Source organism: Pseudomonas sp. EYE_354 (genome assembly GCF_023148575.1).
Classification (GTDB): Bacteria; Pseudomonadota; Gammaproteobacteria; order Pseudomonadales; family Pseudomonadaceae; genus Aquipseudomonas.
Window position 1 is genome coordinate 24,760 of the sequence record NZ_JAHXNQ010000002.1, and the last position, 19,486, is coordinate 44,245.

Sequence of the window (19,486 nt, forward strand, 5' to 3'; positions counted from 1 at the left end):
GTACATTCAGTGCCTTGAAGCTGTGACTTTCACTACAACGCAATAGTCTATGTGTAGGCTGCCGACATGAGGCATGAACGCTTCATTCGGTTCGGGAAGATCTACCCTACCCTGCCGCATGGGATTATTGAGGAGCTCGCATGACCAAACAAAACGCCTTTACTCGGGAAGACCTGCTGCGCTGCAGTCGCGGTGAGCTGTTCGGCCCAGGTAACGCGCAACTGCCCGCCCCGAATATGCTGATGGTGGACCGCATCACCCATATCAGCGAAGAGGGTGGCAAGTACGGCAAAGGTGAATTGGTCGCCGAGCTGGATATCACCCCGGACCTGTGGTTCTTCGCCTGCCATTTCGAAGGCGATCCCGTGATGCCAGGTTGCCTGGGCCTTGACGCCATGTGGCAGCTGGTGGGTTTCTTCCTCGGCTGGCAAGGCCTGCCGGGCCGCGGTCGCGCCCTGGGTTCGGGCGAAGTGAAGTTCTTTGGCCAGGTCCTGCCGACCGCCAAGAAAGTCACCTACAACATTCAAATCAAGCGCGTCCTCAAGGGCAAGCTGAACCTGGCCATCGCCGATGGTTCGGTGAGCGTCGACGGTCGCGAGATCTATACTGCCGAAGGCCTTCGGGTCGGCGTATTCACTTCCACTGACAACTTTTAAGGGTTATCCGCATGCGCCGCGTCGTTATCACTGGTCTGGGCATCGTTTCTTGCCTGGGCAATGACAAAGAGACCGTCACCGCTAACCTGCGTGCAAGTCGCCCTGGCATCCGCTTCAACCCGGAATATGCCGAAATGGGTCTGCGTAGCCAGGTTTCCGGCTCCATCGACCTGCCCCTCGAAGAGCTGATCGATCGCAAGATCTATCGCTTCGTCGGCCACGCCGCCGCCTATGCCTACCTGGCGATGAAAGACGCGATCGCCGATTCCGGCCTGAGCGAAGACCAGGTATCGAACGTACGCACCGGCCTGATTGCCGGCTCGGGCGGCGCATCGACCCTGAACCAGATGGAAGCGCTGGACATCCTGCGCGAAAAAGGCGTGAAACGCGTCGGCCCGTACCGTGTCACGCGGACCATGGGCAGCACCGTTTCGGCCTGCCTGGCCACGCCGTTCAAGATCAAGGGCGTCAACTACTCGATCTCCTCCGCCTGCGCCACCAGTGCTCACTGCATCGGTACCGCGGTAGAGCAGATCCAGTTGGGCAAGCAGGACATCGTATTCGCCGGCGGCGGTGAAGAAGAGCATTGGAGCCAGTCGTTCCTGTTCGACGCCATGGGCGCACTGTCCACCGAATACAACGAGACCCCGGAAAAAGCCTCCCGCGCCTACGACGCCAAGCGTGACGGTTTCGTCATCGCCGGCGGTGGCGGCATGGTGGTGGTCGAGGAGCTGGAACACGCTCTGGCCCGTGGCGCCAAGATCTACGCGGAAATCGTCGGCTACGGCGCCACTTCCGATGGCTACGACATGGTTGCGCCAAGCGGTGAAGGCGCCATCCGCTGCATGCAGATGGCGATGTCCACTGTGGATACCCCAATCGACTACCTGAACACCCACGGCACTTCGACCCCGGTCGGCGATGCCAAGGAAATGGAAGGCGTGCGTGCGGTATTCGGCGACAAGGCTCCAGCCATCAGTTCCACCAAAAGCCTGTCCGGTCACTCCCTGGGCGCCGCCGGCGTTCACGAAGCGATCTACTGCCTGCTGATGATGGAAGGCAACTTCATGGCTGGCTCGGCCAACATCGACGAGATCGACCCGGTCGTCGCCGATATGCCGATCCTGACCAAGACTGTAGAAAACGCCAAAATCGACACCGTGATGAGCAACAGCTTCGGCTTCGGTGGCACTAACGCCACCCTCGTGCTGAAACGCTGGCAGGGCAAGTAAGACCTGTAGCTTGATCTTCTAGAAGGCCCCGACTGGTTCGGGGCTTTTTATTGGGTGGCTGAAAGCAAGGCCAGGATAGCCTCACACCGAACGCCGCGTCCGGCACCCTCGACAGCCCTCGGCACTTCAGCGCGTTTACGCAGGATCAACGCGCCGCCCCATCGGGAGTGACCTTAGGCAGGATCGCCAGGAAATTATCCCGTGCCACTTTCTGCGCAACGTCTTGCGGCAGTGCGTCGAGGAAAGGCTCAAAGCGGCGCATCTCCTTACCCAGTTTATTGAACCGCCCTACCACATCCGATCCCAGCATAAAGCGCTCTGGGAAGCGCTCTACCAGCTTTACCCACTCAGGCCGGGGCTTGCCGGCTTCATCCAGCAAATACGGCGTGAGCATGCTCCACGACAGGTCGATGTACAGATTGGGATAAGCCTGCAGCAGTCGGTCGAGGGTGGGCAACAAAAAGTCCATCTGCACCTGATGCCGGTGGATTTCCTTGCTGGTGCCGGCATGGGCCCAGATAAAACGGGTATGCGGGTGATTGCGCAGGGGCTCCTCGATTTCGGCCAGGTACAGCGGGTTGCGCTCGCGCTTGGAGGTGATGTTGGAATGCACCATCACCGGCAGGTCGTTTTCGGCGGCCAGATGATAAATGCGCGTCATGGCTTCGTTGTTGGCGCGCGGGGTGTCGCCGGAGGTCAGAGCGGTGAGGTCATCGTGACGGGTAAAGACTTCACCAATGCCCTGCCACAAGCCAGGATTGAGGTCGAGCATGCGCTGGATATGCGCAGCAGAGTTCTTATCGTTGGGGTTAAAGCCGGACAGGAACGGATGAAAGTGCCGACGCTGCTCAGGGGTGAGCTTATTCACGGCAGCGGCGACGATCACGTCGGTGGCGCTGTACCAATAGGCGTCGGCGTCGTCACCGGCGTAATAACGCGGACGCTTGGGTTCGTCTTCGTGCCATTTCTTCGCGACAGGAATGCCGGAGATCATCACGTGCTCAATGTGGTTGTCGGCCATCGCCTTGAGCAACTTGTCCATGCCGGCGGTTTCCTGGAAGAAATCCACGTAATGCAGGTGGGCATCGCTGTAGGCATAGTCGCGGGCCTGTACGGCCAGGCTGCTAGAGGCGAGCAACAGGGCAAGCGTGAGGCGAGTCCAGGGCACGGTAAAACCTCGATAAGGGCTGAGACAGGTAGACCTTGTGCGCCCTGCCGGGGTTCATCCAGCAAAAAACGCGGAACACCTAAGTGCCAGCATGCTCTATAACTTCATGACCTTCATCCTGCCATCCCGTGAGGTTTGCCATGCCTGTTACCGTGAATACGCTGAATGCTGAAAACTTCCGCCACAGCCTCAACATTGATAATCACGAACTGTTTACCGACTTACCCAAAAGCCTGGGCGGCGACGATTCGGCGCCCTCGCCCCACGATTACTTCGATGCCGCGCTGGCGTCCTGCAAGGCCTTGACCGTCAAGCTCTACGCACAAAAGAAGAATATCCCGCTTACCGGCGTCACCGTGGAAGTCACCCACGACGCGGCCGAAGAGCTAAAAGGCAAATACAAACTCAACGTCAAACTGACCCTCAAGGGCGTGCTCACCGACGAGCAACGCAATGAACTGCATCGCGTTGCGGACAAGTGCCCGGTGCACAAATTGATGACCACCGCCGAGATCAGCATTGACACCAAACTGTCGGAAGGCCCTTTCAGCCAATAGCGGCAAGCTCTCGTCAAGCGGGTTATGCTCAGCAGCATCCAACCCGCTCAGACTGGACGCACCATGACCACACCCACCGTGATCCGCCCTCGCCAGGAAGACGTTGAAGGCCAACCGATCCTGCGCCCTTTGCCGTCGCGAGAATGCCGCGCCGTCGGGCCCTTCGTGTTTTTCGACCATATGTTGAGCACCCGCTACGCGCCGGGCAGCGGCATGAATATCCGCCAACATCCGCACATCGGTCTCTCGACCCTGACGTATCTGTTCGAGGGCGCCTTGCAGCACAAGGACAGCCTGGGCTCCGATCAGGTGGTAGAGGCCGGCGATGTGAGCTGGATGACCGCTGGCGCCGCCATTGCACATGTCGAACGCACACCCGAGGCGCTCAAGGCACGCGGTTTCAACCTGCACGGTCTGCAAGTCTGGCTGGCGTCGCCCAGGGATCACGAGACGGGCCCGGGGCATTACAGCCACCACCCCGCGGCAAGCCTGCCGACCAGCGACAACCTGGGTGTGCGGATTTGTATGATTGCGGGCAGTGGCTTTTGTCTCAAGTCACCCGTGCCGGTGCTGTCGCCCACCTTATATGCCGACGTGCAGATGCAGACAGCCACTACGCTGCTGATCCCGGATGAGCATGAGGAACGGGCGGTGTATGTGCTGGACGGCAACGCACAGCTCGACGGCGAACCGCTGGAGGTGCATAGCCTGGTGGTACTGCCGAGCGGTCAGGAGATGACGTTGTTTGCCGACTCCGACTGCCATCTGGTGGTGTTTGGCGGCGCGCCGCTGGATGGACCGAGGCGGATCAATTGGAATTTTGTGGCGAGTGATCCGTTGAAAGTCGACGAGGCTCGGCGGCGTTGGGCCGCGGGGGAATGGCCGAAGGTGCCGGGTGAAACCGAGAGAATTGAGCTGCCTGTGAGATAGCTATCGCAGGCAAGCCTGCTTGCCCGCGATAACCTCGAGACAGGCGCTGAAAAAATCAGCCCTTGAACACTTCATCCAGCAGGTTATGCATCGACTGGAAGGCCCGTGCAGCGACCTTCGCGTTGTACATCATTTTGCCCGGCACATTCGCGTCGGGGTCGGTGAAGGAATGCACCGCGCCGCCGTAGCTGAGCAACTGCCAATCCACACCCGCCGCGTTCATTTCATCTTCAAACGCCGGCAGTTGCTCCTTGGACACCAGCGGGTCGGACGCGCCATGCAGCACCAGCACCGAGCCCTTGATGCGCTTGGCATCCGCAGGGTTCGGCGTGTCGAGGGTGCCGTGGAACGACACGGCGGCTTTCAACGGCGCGCCGGTACGGGCCAGTTCCAGGGCGCAGCAACCGCCGAAGCAGAAGCCGAAGGTGGCCAGCCTGGAGGTGTCGACAGCCGCTTCGGTCTGACCTTGCAACTGCTCAAAAGCAGCCTGCATACGCTTGTTCAGCATGGGGCGGTCATTCTTCAACGGCATCATCGCCGCACCGGCTTCATCGCCATTGGCGGGGCGCACGGTTTGGCCGTACAGGTCGGCGATCAGCACCACGTAGCCTTTGCCGGCAACGGTCTTGGCGATCTCTTCGGCACCCGCACTCACGCCCATCCAGTTCGGCGCCATCAGCAAGCCCGGCAAAGGCCCCTTGTGGCTCGCGTCGAACGCCAGGCGGCTCTCATAGGACTGGCCATCAATCTGATAGACCACGGAACGCACAGTGACTTGGCTCATCATTTTCTCCAGTTGAGGTGCAGTAAAACGAAAAAACCCGCCGAGGCGGGTTTTTCTACAACGGTGTTAAACCGACAGTTCAACCAACAGCTTGTTCAGTCGGCGCACATAGGCGGCCGGGTCCTTGAGGCTGTCACCGGCGGCCAGGGCCGCCTGGTCGAAAAGGATGTGCGACAAGTCGCCAAAACGCTCTTCGCTCTGCTCACCGTCGAGTTTTTCGATCAGTGGGTGAGCCGGGTTGAATTCGAAGATCGGCTTGGAATCCGGCACCTTCTGGCCGCTGGCTTCAAGGATCTGACGCATCTGCATGCCCAGGTCCTGTTCACCGATGGCCAGGATCGCCGGCGAGTCGGTCAGACGGTGGGAAACCCGCACTTCGCTGACAGCATCGCCCAAGGCAGTCTTGATCCGCTCAACCAGGCCCTCTTTGGCCTTGGCGGCCTCTTCGGCTTCTTTCTTCTCTTCTTCGGAGTCCAGGTTACCCAGGTCCAGGTCACCACGGGCCACGTCGACGAAGGTCTTGCCGTCGAACTCGCTGAGGTAGCTCATCAGCCACTCATCGATACGGTCAGTCAGCAGCAGCACTTCGATGCCTTTCTTGCGGAAGACTTCCAGGTGTGGGCTGTTCTTGACCTGGGCGTAGGTTTCGCCGGTCAGGTAGTAGATCTTGTCCTGACCTTCCTTGGCGCGGGCCAGGTACTCGGCCAGGGACACCACCTGCTCGCCTTCTTCGCCCTGAGTGGACGCAAAACGCAGCAGACCGGCGATTTTTTCCTTGTTGGCGAAATCTTCCGCCGGGCCTTCTTTCATGACCTGGCCAAAGTTTTTCCAGAAGCCTTTGTATTGCTCAGGCTCGTTCTTCGCCAGTTTTTCCAGCATGTCGAGTACGCGCTTGGTCAGCGCCGACTTCATGGAATCGATGATCGGATCTTTCTGCAGGATTTCCCGCGACACGTTCAGCGACAGGTCATTGGAGTCGACCACGCCCTTGATGAAACGCAGGTACAACGGCAGGAAGGATTCTGCCTGGTCCATCACGAACACGCGCTGTACGTAGAGTTTCAGGCCTTTAGGCGCTTCGCGCTGGTACAGGTCGAACGGAGCACGGGCCGGCACGTAGAGCAGCGAGCTGTATTCCAGCTTGCCTTCGACCTTGTTGTGGCTCCAGCTCAGCGGGTTTTCGTAGTCGTGACCGATGTGTTTGTAGAACTCCTGGTATTCCTCGTCCTTGATCTCGGTACGCGGACGGGTCCACAGAGCGCTGGCACGGTTGACCACTTCCCACGCCTGGGCAGGTGCTTCTTCACCTTCGGCCGCGGCCTGTTCTTTAGGCAGCTCGATCGGCAGTGCAATATGGTCGGAGTACTTCTTGATGATGTTGCGCAGGCGCCAGCCATCGGCGAATTCGTCTTCGCCGTCTTTAAGGTGCAGCACGATGCGGGTACCACGGTCAGCCTTGTCGAGGGTGGCGATTTCAAACTCGCCCTCACCTTTGGACGCCCAGTGCACGCCTTCGCTGGCGTCGAGGCCGGCGCGACGGCTAAAGACTTCAACCTTGTCGGCCACGATAAAGGCCGAGTAGAAACCCACGCCGAATTGGCCGATCAGGTGCGAGTCTTTCTTCTGGTCGCCCGACAGGTTCTTCATGAAGTCGGCGGTGCCGGATTTGGCGATGGTGCCCAAGTGGGTAATCGCGTCTTCGCGGCTCATGCCAATGCCGTTGTCTTCGAGGGTGACGGTCTTGGCGTCCTTGTCGAAGCTCACGCGGATCTTCAGTTCAGCGCCGCCTTCCAGCCATTCAGGCTTGGACAGGGCTTCGAAACGTAATTTGTCGACAGCGTCAGAGGCGTTCGAGATCAATTCACGAAGGAAAATTTCCTTGTTGGAATACAGCGAATGGATCATGAGGTGCAGCAGTTGCTTCACCTCGGTCTGGAAGCCCAGGGTTTCCTTTTGAGTTTCCACACTCATGGTCATCAAACTCCAATTGGATGGCAGTGGCCGCCCCCGAAAGGGTTGGCGGCGGGTTGTCATCAAAGTTGGGGGCTAAGACCAGGATTTCAAGGGCACACCGCTTCCTCGATTTTGAAATGCGCACGGGCGGTGGCAATCGGTTCCGCCGGGGTGCTTTGCCAGGCAGTGATCGCCACATTCGCCACCCGTCGACCCTGGCGCCATACCTGGCAGGTGGCGTAGGTGTCGCGAAACTGGCCGGCACGCAGGTAATCCAGGGAGAAGTCGATGATTTTCGGCAGGCCCGGCGTGCCGGTGAATACCAGCAGATGCAACGCCGCCGACAGCTCCATAAAGCTGGCAATCACCCCGCCATGCAGCGCCGGCAATATGGGGTTACCAATGTTGTCCTTGTTGGCAGGCAGACGAAACAGCAACTCATCGCCCACGCGGGTGCACTCGATGCCGATCAGCTTGGCGTAGGGGATCAGCTCCAGCAGCGCCCCGTAGTCGCCGCGTTCATGGGCCTGTTCGAGACGGCTCTTGAATCGATGCGTCATGCCTGCTCTCCCTTGATGACGCTGCCCAGGCCTTGGGTACCCTTGAGGCGCTTGCCCATGCGCATAAACGTGCCGACTACATGGGCAATAGGCTGTTGCGGGTCATCCTGGTAGGCGACACCACGGGTGAAGATCACGTCGGGCGTCACTCGATAGCACTGGGCGAAGCCGTAGACCGGTTTGTGGGGTTCGGCGGCATGCATGTAGTCGACGCGCAGATCGAGCGTCGGGCAGACCTCGAACTCCGGCAGCACACACAAAGTGGCCATGCCGCAGGCGGTGTCCATCAGCGAGGTCAGCGCCCCGCCGTGGATCACGCCGGACTGGGGATCGCCGACGATGGCCGGGCTGTAGGGCAACACCAGGGTCATGCCCTCCTCGCTCGCCTCATGAACACTGATACCCAGCACCTGGCAATGGCGCAGTGCCGATACAAAGCGAATGGCACGCTCTAACAGTGGGTTTTCGGTCATTGTATCCAGACTCTTTTAAGTGATGACTCGCGGAGTAGACCGTGCGAGTGAAAGTTCCTTGAAGCGCGCTGTTTATATATCTGCGTAATAAAAGGAACTAAAGCTTGGACCCCACGCTCGAAAGGCCAGTAGATATCTTCAATAAGGAGAAACACCCATGCGCAAGACTTTAGCTATTTCCATGATGCTGGCCGCTGCCCTCGGTCTGGCTGCCTGCGACAAAAAATCCGAAGACAAAGCCCAAGACGCTGCTGCACATTCCGAGCAAGCTCAGAAAGATATGGCGAAGGCTCAGGATAAAGTGAACGACGCTGCGAAAGAAAACGCCGATGCTGCCAAAGCTCAGGCTGAATCGAACGAAGCCGCCGCAAAAGAAGCAGCCCCAGCGACTCCTGCCACCGGTTCTTGATACCGGGGTTTGAAATAGCCTGGCTGCAAAAAGAAAGCCCGCTTACATAGCGGGCTTTACTTTGTCTGCTGTTTTTATTCAGCGCACTAATCCACCAAGGCGCACTAAGCGGCTTCTTTGGCGGTATCGGGCAGCGGCGTATCCGTCTGCGTATACACCATCACTTGCAGTACGTCGGAATGAAACTCGCGACGATACAGCACCAACACCACCCCCGCGCTCATCAACATGAACAACCAGGGACTCACAAACCACGCCAACATGGTCATGCCGAAGTAATAGGCGCGCAGACCGAAGTTGAACTGGTTGGCCGCCATGGAAATCACCCGTGCCGCGCGCAACGCAAACGCCTTGCGCTCCTGTTCCGACACATGCCGCTCCCCGATCATCGGCGCCGATCCCACCAGCACCGCTGCAAAGTTGTACTGACGCATGCACCAACTGAAGGTGAAGAAGGCGTAGACGAACACCAGCGCCAGGCATAGCAGCTTGATTTCCGACATGCCCTGGGAGGCCTGTTGCACCATGGGGATATCCGCCAACAACGACACGGCCCGCTCGGACGCGCCGAGTACGGTGAGAATACCGGCGAGGATGATCAGGGTACTGGAGGCGAAGAACGAGGCATTGCGCTCCAGGTTACCAATCACGCTGGCGTCGGCGATACGGTTGTCCCGCAGCAGCATGCGGCGCATCCAGTCTTCGCGGTACAGATGCAGCACACTGGCCAGACAGGCCGTATCCCGGGCTTTCCAGGTGGCATAACGGGTGTAACCGCCCCAACACAGGACGAACCAGAGGGCGGCAAGCAGGTGGATCTGATTGGTTTCGACGAACGACATGCGGGTCCTATGACAAAAGATGGTGTGTGGCCTACGCGGTCAACATGTGCTGGCGTGCCCACGAAGGCTGGGAGTCAGTTTACCAATCTGGCACTGATACAGCGCATTTGCGAGCCTGCCCGCTCCACACCTACCGAGTTTCAACTTTAGAAGCGTGTCATCTATTAAGCATAAAAAATGCCCCGTATCGATTGATACGAGGCATTTCTGTGCAACCTTGAGCACGTGTTAAGCGATTGCTTCGCTACGCTTGCCGAGCATACGGTCAATCACCAAGGCCACCACCAGGACCATCACCGAAGGCACCAGCCACGCCAGACCTTGTTCGCTCAACGGCAGGTGCGCCAACTGCGATGGCAGCCAGTCAGCCAGGCCCGCGCCCTTGAGCGCATCGATGCAGCCGAAGATGAACGACACCAGCATCACCGGACCAACGATACGACCCTGCTCCTGCCAGAAGTCTTTGCAGAAGCTCAGGGCCACCAGCACGATGCACGGCGGGTAGATCGCAGTCAGCACCGGGATCGAGAACGCGATCAGCTTGGTCAGGCCCAGGTTGGACACGAACAGCGAGAACAGCGCCAGAATCACCACCAGGCTCTTGTAGGACAACGGCAGGATGCGGCTGAAGTACTCCGCGCAGGCACACGTCAGGCCCACGGCGGTCACCAGGCACGCCAGGGAAATCAGCACCGCCAGGAAACCGCTGCCCAGGGAACCGAAGGTGTATTGCACGTACGCGTGCAGCACCGCAGCGCCGTTGCTCGCACCGGCGGCGACGGCATGGCTGCCCGCCCCCAGCCGGAACAGACTGATATACACCAGGGCCAGGCCCACACCGGCAATCAGACCGGCGATGATGGCGTAGCGCGTGATCAGCTTAGGAGATTCGACGCCGCGGGAACGGATCGCGTTGACGATCACGATACCGAAGACCAACGCGCCGAGGGTGTCCATGGTCAGGTAGCCATTGATAAACCCCTGGGAGAACGGCGCGGCGACGTATTCAGGCGTCGCGACACCCACTTCACCGGCCGGCAGAGCGAACGCCGCAATGCCGAGGATGGCCAGGGCAATAATCTTCAGCGGCGCCAGAAAGCGACCCACTGTATCCAGCAGGCGCCCCGGGTACAGCGACACAAAAAACACCACCAGGAAATACACCGAGCTGTAGAGGAACAGCGCCAGCGGGCTTTCGCCGGTCAGCGGGGCCAGGCCCACTTCGAAGGACACGGTCGCGGTACGCGGGGTAGCGAACAGCGGCCCTACCGCCAGATACGCCGCCGCCGCCAGCAAGCCACCGGCGATCTTGCCGATGGGGCTGCTCAACGCGTCCATACCGCCACCGACCTTGGCCAGCGCGATCACCGTGACCACCGGCAAGCCCACGGCGGTGATCAGGAAGCCCAGCGCTGCCATCCAGACATGAGGCCCGGACTGCAAACCCACGATAGGCGGAAAGATAATGTTGCCGGCGCCCACGAACAGGGCAAAGGTCATAAAGCCCAACGCCAGGATGTCCTGGCTTTTCAACACTTTCATTTAAGGAAATACCACACTACTGAATCGGAATTTAGAGAGGGATTCCCTATGGATGAGGGAAATACTGCCGGCCCTTGTGGGGACCGACCGGTCTGGCGCGCAGCGGCCTTTTGGGATGCGGGCGCATAAAGAGGCGGCTAGGGTACAGAATTGAGCTGACAAACGCACTGTTGCGGGGCGCACTGTCCGATAAGCGACATCTCTATGTCGCGTTTTTGTAAGAGCAGTGGCAAGCTTTAAGCGGCACGACTGGCCGCACTGTGTTGTCTTGCAGCTAAAGCTTGCCGCTTACAGCTGCCCTTAAACGCACAAAGGCCACCCGAAGGTGGCCTTTGTGTGTGAAGCGTCAGTTAAGCGCGAGGCTTACTTGACAGCCCAACCGGTCAGTTCGGCCAGGGCCTTGCCGATGTCTGCCAGCGAACGCACGGTTTTTACACCGGCGTCTTGCAGCGCAGCGAATTTCTCGTCTGCAGTGCCTTTGCCGCCGGAGATGATTGCGCCAGCATGGCCCATGCGCTTGCCCGCAGGGGCAGTCACACCAGCGATGTAGGAAACAACCGGCTTGGTCACGTGTGCCTTGATGTAGGCAGCCGCTTCTTCTTCAGCCGAACCGCCGATCTCACCGATCATAACGATCGCTTCGGTCTTCGGGTCTTCCTGGAACAGCTTCAGGATGTCGATGAAGTTGGAGCCCGGGATCGGGTCACCGCCGATGCCGACGCAAGTCGACTGACCGAAACCGGCATCAGTGGTCTGCTTCACAGCTTCGTAGGTCAGGGTGCCGGAACGGGAAACGATACCGACTTTGCCTGGCAAGTGAATGTGACCAGGCATGATGCCGATCTTGCATTCGCCTGGAGTGATCACGCCTGGGCAGTTAGGGCCGATCAGGGTAACACCCAGCTCGTCGCACTTAACTTTAGCGTCCAGCATGTCCAGGGTAGGAATGCCTTCGGTGATGCAAACGATCAGCTTGATGCCGCCGAATGCTGCTTCCAGGATCGAGTCCTTGCAGAAAGGAGCTGGAACGTAGATCACGCTGGCGGTAGCGCCAGTTTGAGCAACAGCATCTTTCACGGTGTTGAACACTGGCAGGCCCAGGTGCTCGGTACCGCCTTTGCCTGGTGTTACACCACCAACCATCTTGGTGCCGTATTCGATGGCTTGCTGGGTGTGGAAACTACCTTGCGAACCGGTAATACCCTGGCAGATAACTTTGGTGTCTTTATTGATCAGGACGCTCATTATTTGCCCTCCGCAGCTTTGACAACTTGTTGAGCAGCGTCGGTCAGGCTGGTAGCCGCGATGATGTTCAAACCGCTTTCTGCCAGTACTTTAGCGCCCAGTTCAGCGTTGTTACCTTCAAGGCGAACAACAACCGGGATTTTAACGCCGACTTCTTTCACTGCACCGATGATGCCTTCGGCAATCATGTCGCAACGAACGATGCCGCCGAAGATGTTGACCAGTACTGCAGCGACGTTGGAGTCGGACAGGATGATCTTGAACGCTTCGGTAACGCGTTCTTTGGTAGCACCGCCGCCCACGTCGAGGAAGTTGGCTGGCTTGCCGCCATGCAGGTTGACGATGTCCATGGTACCCATGGCCAGGCCAGCACCGTTGACCATGCAACCGATGTTACCTTCCAGTGCTACGTAGTTCAGTTCGAACTTGGCAGCATGCGCTTCGCGCGGATCGTCCTGCGACGGATCGTGGAAAGTCTTCAGCTTAGGCTGACGGTACATGGCGTTGGCGTCGATGTTGATCTTGGCGTCGAGGCAGTGCAGATCGCCGTCAGCCTTGATCACCAGCGGGTTCACTTCCAGCAGGGCCAGATCGTGATCCTGGAACAGTTTGGCCAGACCTACGAAGATCTTGGCGAACTGGGCAACTTGCTTGCCTTCCAGGCCCAGCTGGAAAGCCAGCTCGCGACCCTGGAATGGCTGAGCGCCAACCAGTGGATCGATGGTGGCTTTCAGAATTTTTTCTGGGGTTTCGTGAGCGATTTTCTCGATGTCCACGCCACCTTCGGTGGAAGCCATGAACACGATGCGACGGCTCGAACGGTCAACGACAGCGCCCAGGTACAGCTCTTTAGCGATATCAGTGCACGATTCAACCAGGATCTTGGTGACTGGCTGGCCATTGGCATCAGTCTGGTAAGTCACCAGACGCTTGCCCAGCCACTGCTGTGCGAAGGCCTTGGCGTCTTCTTTGCTGCGAACCAGCTTAACGCCGCCCGCTTTACCGCGACCACCCGCGTGGACCTGGGCTTTGACAACCCACTCGGTGCCACCGATTTTGTCGCAAGCTTCTGCTGCTGCTTCCGGGGTGTCTACTGCGTAGCCCTTGGAAACTGGCAGGCCGTATTCAGCGAACAGCTGCTTACCCTGATACTCGTGAAGATTCATGCTTTTTACCGTCTTCGTTAGGTACTGCGCATTCGGCGCTGCGCTCATTATGAGTGCCGCGCCACCTGTGACTGCTGCTTGCGCAACTTGCAGGGCTTATGGCCCATAAAGCTGCGCAAGGCTGCGTCCAGCGGATATTCCGCGGTGAGTCTTGCGCGCAAGGCTCACGACGGGCAACTCCGCCGTGGTTTCTTATTATCTCGCTTAGCGCTTCTTGCGGTTGGCGATGTGGATGGCGCCGCCATTCACTGCCAACGCTGCTTCGTGCAACGCTTCGGACAGGGTCGGATGGGAGAAGACCATCATGCCCAGGTCCTCGGCACTGGTGCCGAATTCCATACCGATTGCGCCTTGCTGAACCAGTTCTGCAGCGCTCGGGCCAATCACGTGGACGCCCAATACGCGGTCAGTCTTGGCATCAGCGATGACTTTGACAAAACCACCAGTGTCGTTGGCTGCCATGGCACGGCCAGAAGCGGCAAACGGGAAGGTGCCGACGTTAACTTCAACGCCTTCAGCTTTCAACTGCTGTTCGTTCTTGCCGACCCATGCAATTTCCGGGTGGGTGTAGATGACCGATGGGACCAGGTCGTAGTTCATCTGGGTTTTGTGGCCCTTGATGCGCTCGACAACCATGATGCCTTCTTCGGACGCCTTGTGCGCCAGCATCATGCCGCGAACCACGTCACCGATGGCGTAGACGCCAGGCACGGTGGTCGCGCAGTGATCATCAACGTGGATGAAACCACGCTCGTCGATGTTCACGCCGCTGTCAGCTGCCAGCAGATCGGTGGTCACTGGACGGCGACCAACGGCTACGATCAGCTTGTCGAAGGTGATGGTCTGTTCGCCATCCTTGTCGGTGTAGGTCACGACCACTTCTTCGCCGTTAACCTTCGAACCCGTCACGCGAGCGCCCAGCTTGATGTCCAGACCTTGTTTGGTCAGGGTCTTATAGGCTTCTTTGGACACGGCAGTGTCGGCAGCCAGCAGGAAGGTGTCCAGAGCTTCCAGTACGGTGACTTCCGAACCCAGGCGGGACCATACCGAACCCAGTTCCAGGCCGATCACGCCAGCGCCGATCACGCCCAGACGCTTAGGCACTGCCTGGAATTCCAGGGCGCCGGTCGAATCGACGATCACGTTCTGGTCAACAGGAGCTGGTGGAATGTCGATTGGGCGCGAACCTGGCGCCAGGATCACGTTCTCGGCTTCGATAACTTCGACCGAACCGTCTGGCTTGGTGATTTCGACTTTCTTGCCGGCCAGCAGTTTGCCGTGGCCTTGCAGGGAAGTTACGCCATTGGCCTTGAACAAGGTCGCAACGCCGGAGGTCAGGCCTTTAACGATGTTGGCTTTACGGCCAACCATTGCCGGCACGTCCATGGTCACGCCGGCGTGGTTGATGCCGTGGATGGCAAAGCCGTCCTGCGCTTCGTGGAATTTCCAGGAGCTGTCGAGCAGCGCCTTGGAAGGAATGCAACCAACGTTCAGGCAAGTACCGCCCAGTGCCAGTTTGCCTTCCTTGTCGGTGTATTTTTCGATGCAAGCAGTCGAGAGGCCCAGTTGTGCGGCCTTGATCGCGGCAACATAGCCGCCAGGGCCCGCACCAATCACTACAACGTCAAATTTCTGTGTCATAAAAAGGTTCCCTTTTTAGCTGCAAGCTAGAAGCTGCAAGCGACAAGTTGAAGCACCGATCGCTCGTTTTGAGCTTGGAGCTTGCAGCTTGAAACTTGCAGCTGCTTTTTAGATATCCAGAAGGAGACGAGCCGGGTCTTCCAGCAGGTTCTTGATGGTTACCAGGAAAGTCACGGCTTCTTTACCGTCGATCAGGCGGTGATCGTAAGACAGTGCCAGGTACATCATTGGGCGGATCACGACTTGACCATTGATGGCCATCGGACGCTGGATGATGTTGTGCATGCCCAGGATCGCGGCCTGTGGTGGGTTGACGATCGGGGTCGACATCATCGAACCGAAGGTACCACCGTTAGTGATGGTGAAGGTACCACCGGTCATCTCGTCGATAGTCAGCTTGCCGTCACGGGCTTTCTTACCGAAACCGGCAATGCCGCCTTCGATTTCAGCCAGGCTCATCAGCTCGGCGTTACGCAGAACCGGAACCACCAGGCCACGGTCGCTGGACACGGCAACACCGATGTCGGCGTAGCCATGGTAAACGATGTCGCCGCCGTCGATGGAAGCGTTGACTGCCGGGAAGCGTTTCAGCGCTTCGGTAGCGGCTTTGACGAAGAAGGACATGAAGCCCAGGCGCACGCCGTTATGGGACTTCTCGAACAGATCCTTGTACTTCGAACGCAGCGCCATGACTTCGGTCATGTCGACTTCGTTGAACGTGGTCAGCATCGCCATGTTCGACTGTGCTTCTACCAGGCGCTTGGCCACGGTGGCACGTACACGGGTCATCGGCACGCGCTTCTCGGTACGGTCGCCGGCGGCGAACACTGGCGCAGCGGCCGCTGGAGCGGCAGCCTTGGCAGGGGCAGCAGCAGGAGCGTTTTTCTTGGCTTCAACAGCGGCAACCACGTCTTCCTTGGTCACGCGGCCGTCTTTGCCAGTGCCTTTGATGGAAGCCAGGTTGATGCCGTTTTCTTCAGCCAACTGACGAGCAGCCGGTGCGGCGATTGGGTCTTCGCCGCCCGCAGCCGGAGCAGCGGCTGGAGCCGAAGCGGCGGCAGGTGCAGCCGCGGCAGGCGCTGCTGCAGCGCTGCCCTCTTCAATCGAACCCAATACCTGGTTCGACAGGACGGTAGCGCCTTCTTCGGCGACGATTGCGCCCAGCACGCCGTCAGCTTCAGCCAACACTTCCAGAACGACTTTGTCGGTCTCGATGTCGACGATCAGGTCGTCACGCTTGACGGCCTCACCTGGTTTCTTGTGCCAGGTGGCAACGGTGCCATCGGCAACCGATTCCGGGAATGACGGGGCTTTGATTTCGATAGCCATTATCTGTGGGTCCTTAAAATTCGGTTTCAGTCAGCGCGAAGGCGTTAAACAGTGAAAGCATCTTGCAGCAGTTTTTCCTGCTGCTCGGCGTGCATCGACGCATAACCACAAGCAGGTGCAGCAGAAGCATCACGACCGGCGTATTCCAGGCCCAGGGCCTTGTTGTGGTTGCCGATGCTGCGACGCAGGTGATGCTGGCTGCTGTACCACGCGCCCTGGTTCATCGGTTCTTCCTGACACCACACTACGTTAGTGAGGTTGGTGTAAGGCGCAATGATCTCCATGAGGTCATCTTCCGGGAACGGATAAAGCTGCTCGATACGCACGATGGCGATGTCGTCGCGGCCTTCGGCACGGCGTTTTTCCAGCAGATCGTAGTAGACCTTGCCGCTGCACAGGATCAGGCGAGTGACCTTGGCTGCGTCCAGTGTGTCGATTTCTGGAATAACGGTCTGGAACGAACCTTCGGCCAGATCTTCCAGGGTCGAGATGGCCAATTTGTGACGCAACAGCGATTTCGGGGTCAGCACTACCAGTGGCTTGCGCAGCGGGCGGATCACCTGGCGACGCAGCAAGTGGTAGATCTGGGCCGGGGTCGTCGGCACGCACACCTGGATATTGTGCTCGGCGCACAGTTGCAGGTAACGCTCCAGACGGGCCGAGGAGTGCTCAGGACCCTGACCTTCATAACCGTGTGGCAGCAACATGGTCAGACCGCACAGACGGCCCCACTTGTGCTCGCCGCTGGTGATGAACTGGTCGATAACCACTTGGGCACCGTTGGCGAAGTCGCCGAACTGGGCTTCCCAGATCACCAGTGCGTTAGGCGTGGTGGTGGAATAACCGTATTCGAACGCCAGTACGGCTTCTTCGGACAGGAACGAATCGTACAGATCGAAACGTGGCTGGCCTTCGTACAGGTTCTGCAACGGGATGTAGGTGCCCGCATCTTTCTGGTTGTGCAGCACGGCATGACGGTGCGAGAACGTACCACGGCCGATGTCCTGGCCGGTCATGCGGATCGGGTGACCTTCGAACGCCAGGGTCGCGTACGCCATGGTTTCGGCGTAACCCCAGTTGATCGGCAGGCCACCGGCTTGCATCTTCTGACGGTCTTCGTAGATCTTCGCAACCTGGCGCTGTACCACGAAGCCTTCCGGAATTTCCAGCAGCTTGGCGGACAGTTCCTGCAGGGTCTTGAGGTCGAACGAGGTGTCGTGACGCGCGGTCCAGGTATGACCCAGGTACGGGCGCCAGTCCACGAACAGCTCTTTGTTCGGCTCTTTGACCAGGCTTTTTACTACGTGCAGGCCATTGTCCAGCGCGTTGCGGTATTCATCGATTTTCGCCTGAACACGCGCGTCATCCAGGATACCGGCCTTGGTCAGGCTCTCGGCATACAGCTCACGGGTGGTGCGCTGCTTGGTGATCTGCTGGTACATCAACGGCTGGGTGCCACTTGGTTCGTCAGCTTCGTTGTGACCGCGACGGCGGTAGCAAACCAGGTCGATCACCACGTCACGCTTGAACTGCATGCGGTAGTCGACAGCCAATTGGGTCACGAACAACACAGCTTCCGGATCATCGCCATTCACATGGAGGATCGGCGCCTGGATCATCTTGGCAACGTCGGTGGCGTACTCGGTGGAGCGCGCATCCAGCGGGTTGCTGATGGTGAAGCCAACCTGGTTGTTGATGACGATGTGAACGGTACCGCCGGTCTTGAAGCCGCGGGTCTGCGACATCTGGAACGTTTCCAGGACCACGCCTTGACCGGCGAATGCCGCGTCACCGTGGATGGAAATCGGCAGAACTTTTTCACCGGAGGTGTCATTACGACGATCCTGGCGAGCACGGACCGAACCCTCGACCACTGGAGAAACGATTTCCAGGTGGGATGGGTTGAAGGCCATGGCCAGGTGAACTTCACCGCCTGTGGTCATGACGTTGGACGAGAAGCCCTGGTGATATTTAACGTCACCGGAACCCAGCTCGACCTTCTTCTTGCCTTCGAACTCGTCGAACAGCTCACGCGGGTTCTTGCCGAAGGTGTTGACCAACACGTTCAAGCGACCACGGTGAGCCATGCCGATCACGATTTCCTTGGTGCCGTAGGAACCGGAACGCTGGATCAGCTCGTCGAGCATCGGGATCAGGCTTTCGCCGCCTTCCAGACCGAAACGCTTGGTGCCCGGGTATTTGGTACCCAGGTATTTTTCCAGGCCCTCGGCTGCGGTGACGCGCTCAAGCAGATGGCTGCGTACGTCGGCCGACAGCACCGGACGGCCACGCACACCTTCCAGACGATGCTGGAACCAGTGGCGTTGCTCGGAATCGGTGATGTGCGTGAATTCAGCGCCGATGGTGCGGCAATATGTCTGCTGCAACGCTTCGTGAATTTCGCGTAGGCTCGCTTCCTCTTTGCCGATGAACAGGTCGCCGGCACGGAAGGTCGTATCAAGATCGGCATTGGTCAAGCCGTAATGATTGATCGACAGGTCAGCCGGTGCAGGACGCTTCCAGAGCCCCAGCGGGTCAAGCTGGGCAGCCTGGTGGCCACGCATACGGTAAGCCTGGATCAGTCGCAGTACTTCAACTTGCTTCTTCTCGTGCTCACTGCTCACGCTGCCGGCGGAAACCGGTTGGGCGCGGCGCTGGTTCTTTGCCAGCAGCACAAACTGATCGCGAATTGTTGCATGCGATACATCGGTGGCAGCGTTGCCGTCTGAAGACAACGTCTGAAATTTGGTGCGCCATTCTTCTGGCACAGCGTTAGGGTCGTGCAGGTAGAGCTCATAAAGCTCTTCCACATAGGCAGCGTTACCACCTGAAAGATAGCCGCTGTTCCACATGCGCTGCATCACGCTTTCTTGCATGCTTGGTCACCCTCGATTTGGGGACACCACCGGCGAAAACACCGAGTTTGCTTGCAAAAGGCCAAGTGCAGCGACCAAAACAAGCCACTTAGGATCACGCTGATAGTTCGGGTACCAACCCGA

Annotated in this window: 17 protein-coding genes; 5 read left to right on the plus strand and 12 right to left on the minus strand. The window is 58.7% G+C overall.

The window, feature by feature from the left end:
- Nucleotides 1-140: 140 nt before the first annotated feature.
- Together fabA and fabB are read left to right on the plus strand one after the other, a co-directional pair.
- The gene (gene fabA, locus KZX66_RS02770; protein WP_010211704.1) at nucleotides 141-656 is read left to right on the plus strand and encodes a 3-hydroxyacyl-[acyl-carrier-protein] dehydratase FabA; all 516 of its coding nucleotides are present in this window, start codon (nucleotides 141-143) and stop codon (nucleotides 654-656) included.
- An 11-nt stretch (nucleotides 657-667) separates the two neighbouring features.
- Nucleotides 668-1,888, plus strand: coding sequence for a beta-ketoacyl-ACP synthase I (gene fabB / locus KZX66_RS02775; RefSeq protein WP_248076179.1), 1,221 nt, complete (start codon nucleotides 668-670; stop codon nucleotides 1,886-1,888).
- Between the two features lie 145 nt (nucleotides 1,889-2,033).
- Here the strand turns inward: fabB and KZX66_RS02780 are convergent, their stop codons facing one another.
- Nucleotides 2,034-3,056 (minus strand): amidohydrolase family protein, encoded by a 1,023-nt coding sequence (locus KZX66_RS02780; RefSeq protein ID WP_248076191.1) that lies wholly within the window; start codon nucleotides 3,054-3,056, stop codon nucleotides 2,034-2,036.
- A 140-nt stretch (nucleotides 3,057-3,196) separates the two neighbouring features.
- Here KZX66_RS02780 and KZX66_RS02785 point away from each other — a divergent pair, with 140 nt between their 5' ends.
- Both KZX66_RS02785 and KZX66_RS02790 read left to right on the plus strand, forming a co-directional pair.
- A complete protein-coding gene (locus KZX66_RS02785; RefSeq protein WP_248076193.1) occupies nucleotides 3,197-3,613 on the plus strand; it encodes an OsmC family protein in 417 nt (138 codons plus the stop codon).
- A gap of 63 nt (nucleotides 3,614-3,676) precedes the next feature.
- Complete coding sequence (locus KZX66_RS02790; RefSeq protein WP_248076203.1) at nucleotides 3,677-4,543, plus strand: pirin family protein; 867 nt, start codon at nucleotides 3,677-3,679, stop codon at nucleotides 4,541-4,543.
- Nucleotides 4,544-4,598: 55 nt separating this feature from the next.
- On the opposite strand, the gene KZX66_RS02795 is transcribed toward KZX66_RS02790, so the two are convergent.
- The 4 genes from KZX66_RS02795 to KZX66_RS02810 all read right to left on the minus strand — a co-directional run bounded on the left by KZX66_RS02795 (nucleotide 4,599) and on the right by KZX66_RS02810 (nucleotide 8,313).
- Complete coding sequence (locus KZX66_RS02795) at nucleotides 4,599-5,327, minus strand: dienelactone hydrolase family protein (RefSeq protein ID WP_248076207.1); 729 nt, start codon at nucleotides 5,325-5,327, stop codon at nucleotides 4,599-4,601.
- A 66-nt stretch (nucleotides 5,328-5,393) separates the two neighbouring features.
- A complete protein-coding gene (gene htpG, locus KZX66_RS02800; protein WP_248076210.1) occupies nucleotides 5,394-7,298 on the minus strand; it encodes a molecular chaperone HtpG in 1,905 nt (634 codons plus the stop codon).
- 89 nt (nucleotides 7,299-7,387) lie between these two features.
- A complete protein-coding gene (locus KZX66_RS02805; RefSeq protein WP_248076213.1) occupies nucleotides 7,388-7,840 on the minus strand; it encodes a PaaI family thioesterase in 453 nt (150 codons plus the stop codon).
- Complete coding sequence (locus KZX66_RS02810) at nucleotides 7,837-8,313, minus strand: PaaI family thioesterase (protein ID WP_248076215.1); 477 nt, start codon at nucleotides 8,311-8,313, stop codon at nucleotides 7,837-7,839. The genes KZX66_RS02805 and KZX66_RS02810 overlap by 4 nt, the downstream gene beginning before the upstream one ends.
- Nucleotides 8,314-8,470: 157 nt before the next feature.
- Between KZX66_RS02810 and KZX66_RS02815 the strand changes: the two genes are divergently transcribed.
- Nucleotides 8,471-8,722 carry a hypothetical protein gene (locus tag KZX66_RS02815; RefSeq protein WP_010211724.1) on the plus strand — a complete coding sequence of 84 codons (252 nt, stop codon included), beginning with the start codon at nucleotides 8,471-8,473 and terminating at the stop codon, nucleotides 8,720-8,722.
- Nucleotides 8,723-8,826: 104 nt separating this feature from the next.
- Here the strand turns inward: KZX66_RS02815 and KZX66_RS02820 are convergent, their stop codons facing one another.
- The 7 genes from KZX66_RS02820 to KZX66_RS02850 form a co-directional block, all read right to left on the minus strand.
- Nucleotides 8,827-9,564, minus strand: a complete 738-nt coding sequence (locus KZX66_RS02820; protein WP_248076217.1) for a DUF599 family protein — start codon at nucleotides 9,562-9,564, stop codon at nucleotides 8,827-8,829.
- Nucleotides 9,565-9,792: 228 nt separating this feature from the next.
- Nucleotides 9,793-11,106, minus strand: coding sequence for a branched-chain amino acid transport system II carrier protein (gene brnQ / locus KZX66_RS02825; RefSeq protein ID WP_248076219.1), 1,314 nt, complete (start codon nucleotides 11,104-11,106; stop codon nucleotides 9,793-9,795).
- 363 nt (nucleotides 11,107-11,469) lie between these two features.
- On the minus strand, nucleotides 11,470-12,351 hold the full coding sequence (gene sucD, locus KZX66_RS02830; RefSeq protein WP_084381139.1) for a succinate--CoA ligase subunit alpha: 882 nt from the start codon (nucleotides 12,349-12,351) through the stop codon (nucleotides 11,470-11,472).
- On the minus strand, nucleotides 12,351-13,517 hold the full coding sequence (gene sucC / locus KZX66_RS02835; RefSeq protein ID WP_003233235.1) for an ADP-forming succinate--CoA ligase subunit beta: 1,167 nt from the start codon (nucleotides 13,515-13,517) through the stop codon (nucleotides 12,351-12,353). The genes sucD and sucC overlap by 1 nt, the downstream gene beginning before the upstream one ends.
- Nucleotides 13,518-13,721: 204 nt before the next feature.
- Entirely contained in the window at nucleotides 13,722-15,158 is a 1,437-nt protein-coding gene (lpdA, locus tag KZX66_RS02840) for a dihydrolipoyl dehydrogenase (RefSeq protein ID WP_248076221.1), read from the minus strand.
- 108 nt (nucleotides 15,159-15,266) lie between these two features.
- Nucleotides 15,267-16,487, minus strand: coding sequence for a 2-oxoglutarate dehydrogenase complex dihydrolipoyllysine-residue succinyltransferase (gene odhB / locus KZX66_RS02845; RefSeq protein WP_248076223.1), 1,221 nt, complete (start codon nucleotides 16,485-16,487; stop codon nucleotides 15,267-15,269).
- 44 nt (nucleotides 16,488-16,531) lie between these two features.
- Nucleotides 16,532-19,363 (minus strand): 2-oxoglutarate dehydrogenase E1 component, encoded by a 2,832-nt coding sequence (locus KZX66_RS02850; protein WP_248076225.1) that lies wholly within the window; start codon nucleotides 19,361-19,363, stop codon nucleotides 16,532-16,534.
- Between the last annotated feature and the right edge of the window lie 123 nt (nucleotides 19,364-19,486).

Coding starts and splice junctions, on each gene's coding strand:
- fabA (WP_010211704.1), top strand. CDS start 141: ATGACCAAACAAAACGCCTTTACTCGGGAAGACCTGCTGCGCTGCAGT.
- fabB (WP_248076179.1), top strand. CDS start 668: ATGCGCCGCGTCGTTATCACTGGTCTGGGCATCGTTTCTTGCCTGGGC.
- KZX66_RS02785 (WP_248076193.1), top strand. CDS start 3,197: ATGCCTGTTACCGTGAATACGCTGAATGCTGAAAACTTCCGCCACAGC.
- KZX66_RS02790 (WP_248076203.1), top strand. CDS start 3,677: ATGACCACACCCACCGTGATCCGCCCTCGCCAGGAAGACGTTGAAGGC.
- KZX66_RS02795 (WP_248076207.1), bottom strand. CDS start 5,327: ATGAGCCAAGTCACTGTGCGTTCCGTGGTCTATCAGATTGATGGCCAG.
- htpG (WP_248076210.1), bottom strand. CDS start 7,298: ATGAGTGTGGAAACTCAAAAGGAAACCCTGGGCTTCCAGACCGAGGTG.
- KZX66_RS02805 (WP_248076213.1), bottom strand. CDS start 7,840: ATGACGCATCGATTCAAGAGCCGTCTCGAACAGGCCCATGAACGCGGC.
- KZX66_RS02810 (WP_248076215.1), bottom strand. CDS start 8,313: ATGACCGAAAACCCACTGTTAGAGCGTGCCATTCGCTTTGTATCGGCA.
- KZX66_RS02815 (WP_010211724.1), top strand. CDS start 8,471: ATGCGCAAGACTTTAGCTATTTCCATGATGCTGGCCGCTGCCCTCGGT.
- KZX66_RS02820 (WP_248076217.1), bottom strand. CDS start 9,564: ATGTCGTTCGTCGAAACCAATCAGATCCACCTGCTTGCCGCCCTCTGG.
- brnQ (WP_248076219.1), bottom strand. CDS start 11,106: ATGAAAGTGTTGAAAAGCCAGGACATCCTGGCGTTGGGCTTTATGACC.
- sucD (WP_084381139.1), bottom strand. CDS start 12,351: ATGAGCGTCCTGATCAATAAAGACACCAAAGTTATCTGCCAGGGTATT.
- sucC (WP_003233235.1), bottom strand. CDS start 13,517: ATGAATCTTCACGAGTATCAGGGTAAGCAGCTGTTCGCTGAATACGGC.
- lpdA (WP_248076221.1), bottom strand. CDS start 15,158: ATGACACAGAAATTTGACGTTGTAGTGATTGGTGCGGGCCCTGGCGGC.
- odhB (WP_248076223.1), bottom strand. CDS start 16,487: ATGGCTATCGAAATCAAAGCCCCGTCATTCCCGGAATCGGTTGCCGAT.
- KZX66_RS02850 (WP_248076225.1), bottom strand. CDS start 19,363: ATGCAAGAAAGCGTGATGCAGCGCATGTGGAACAGCGGCTATCTTTCA.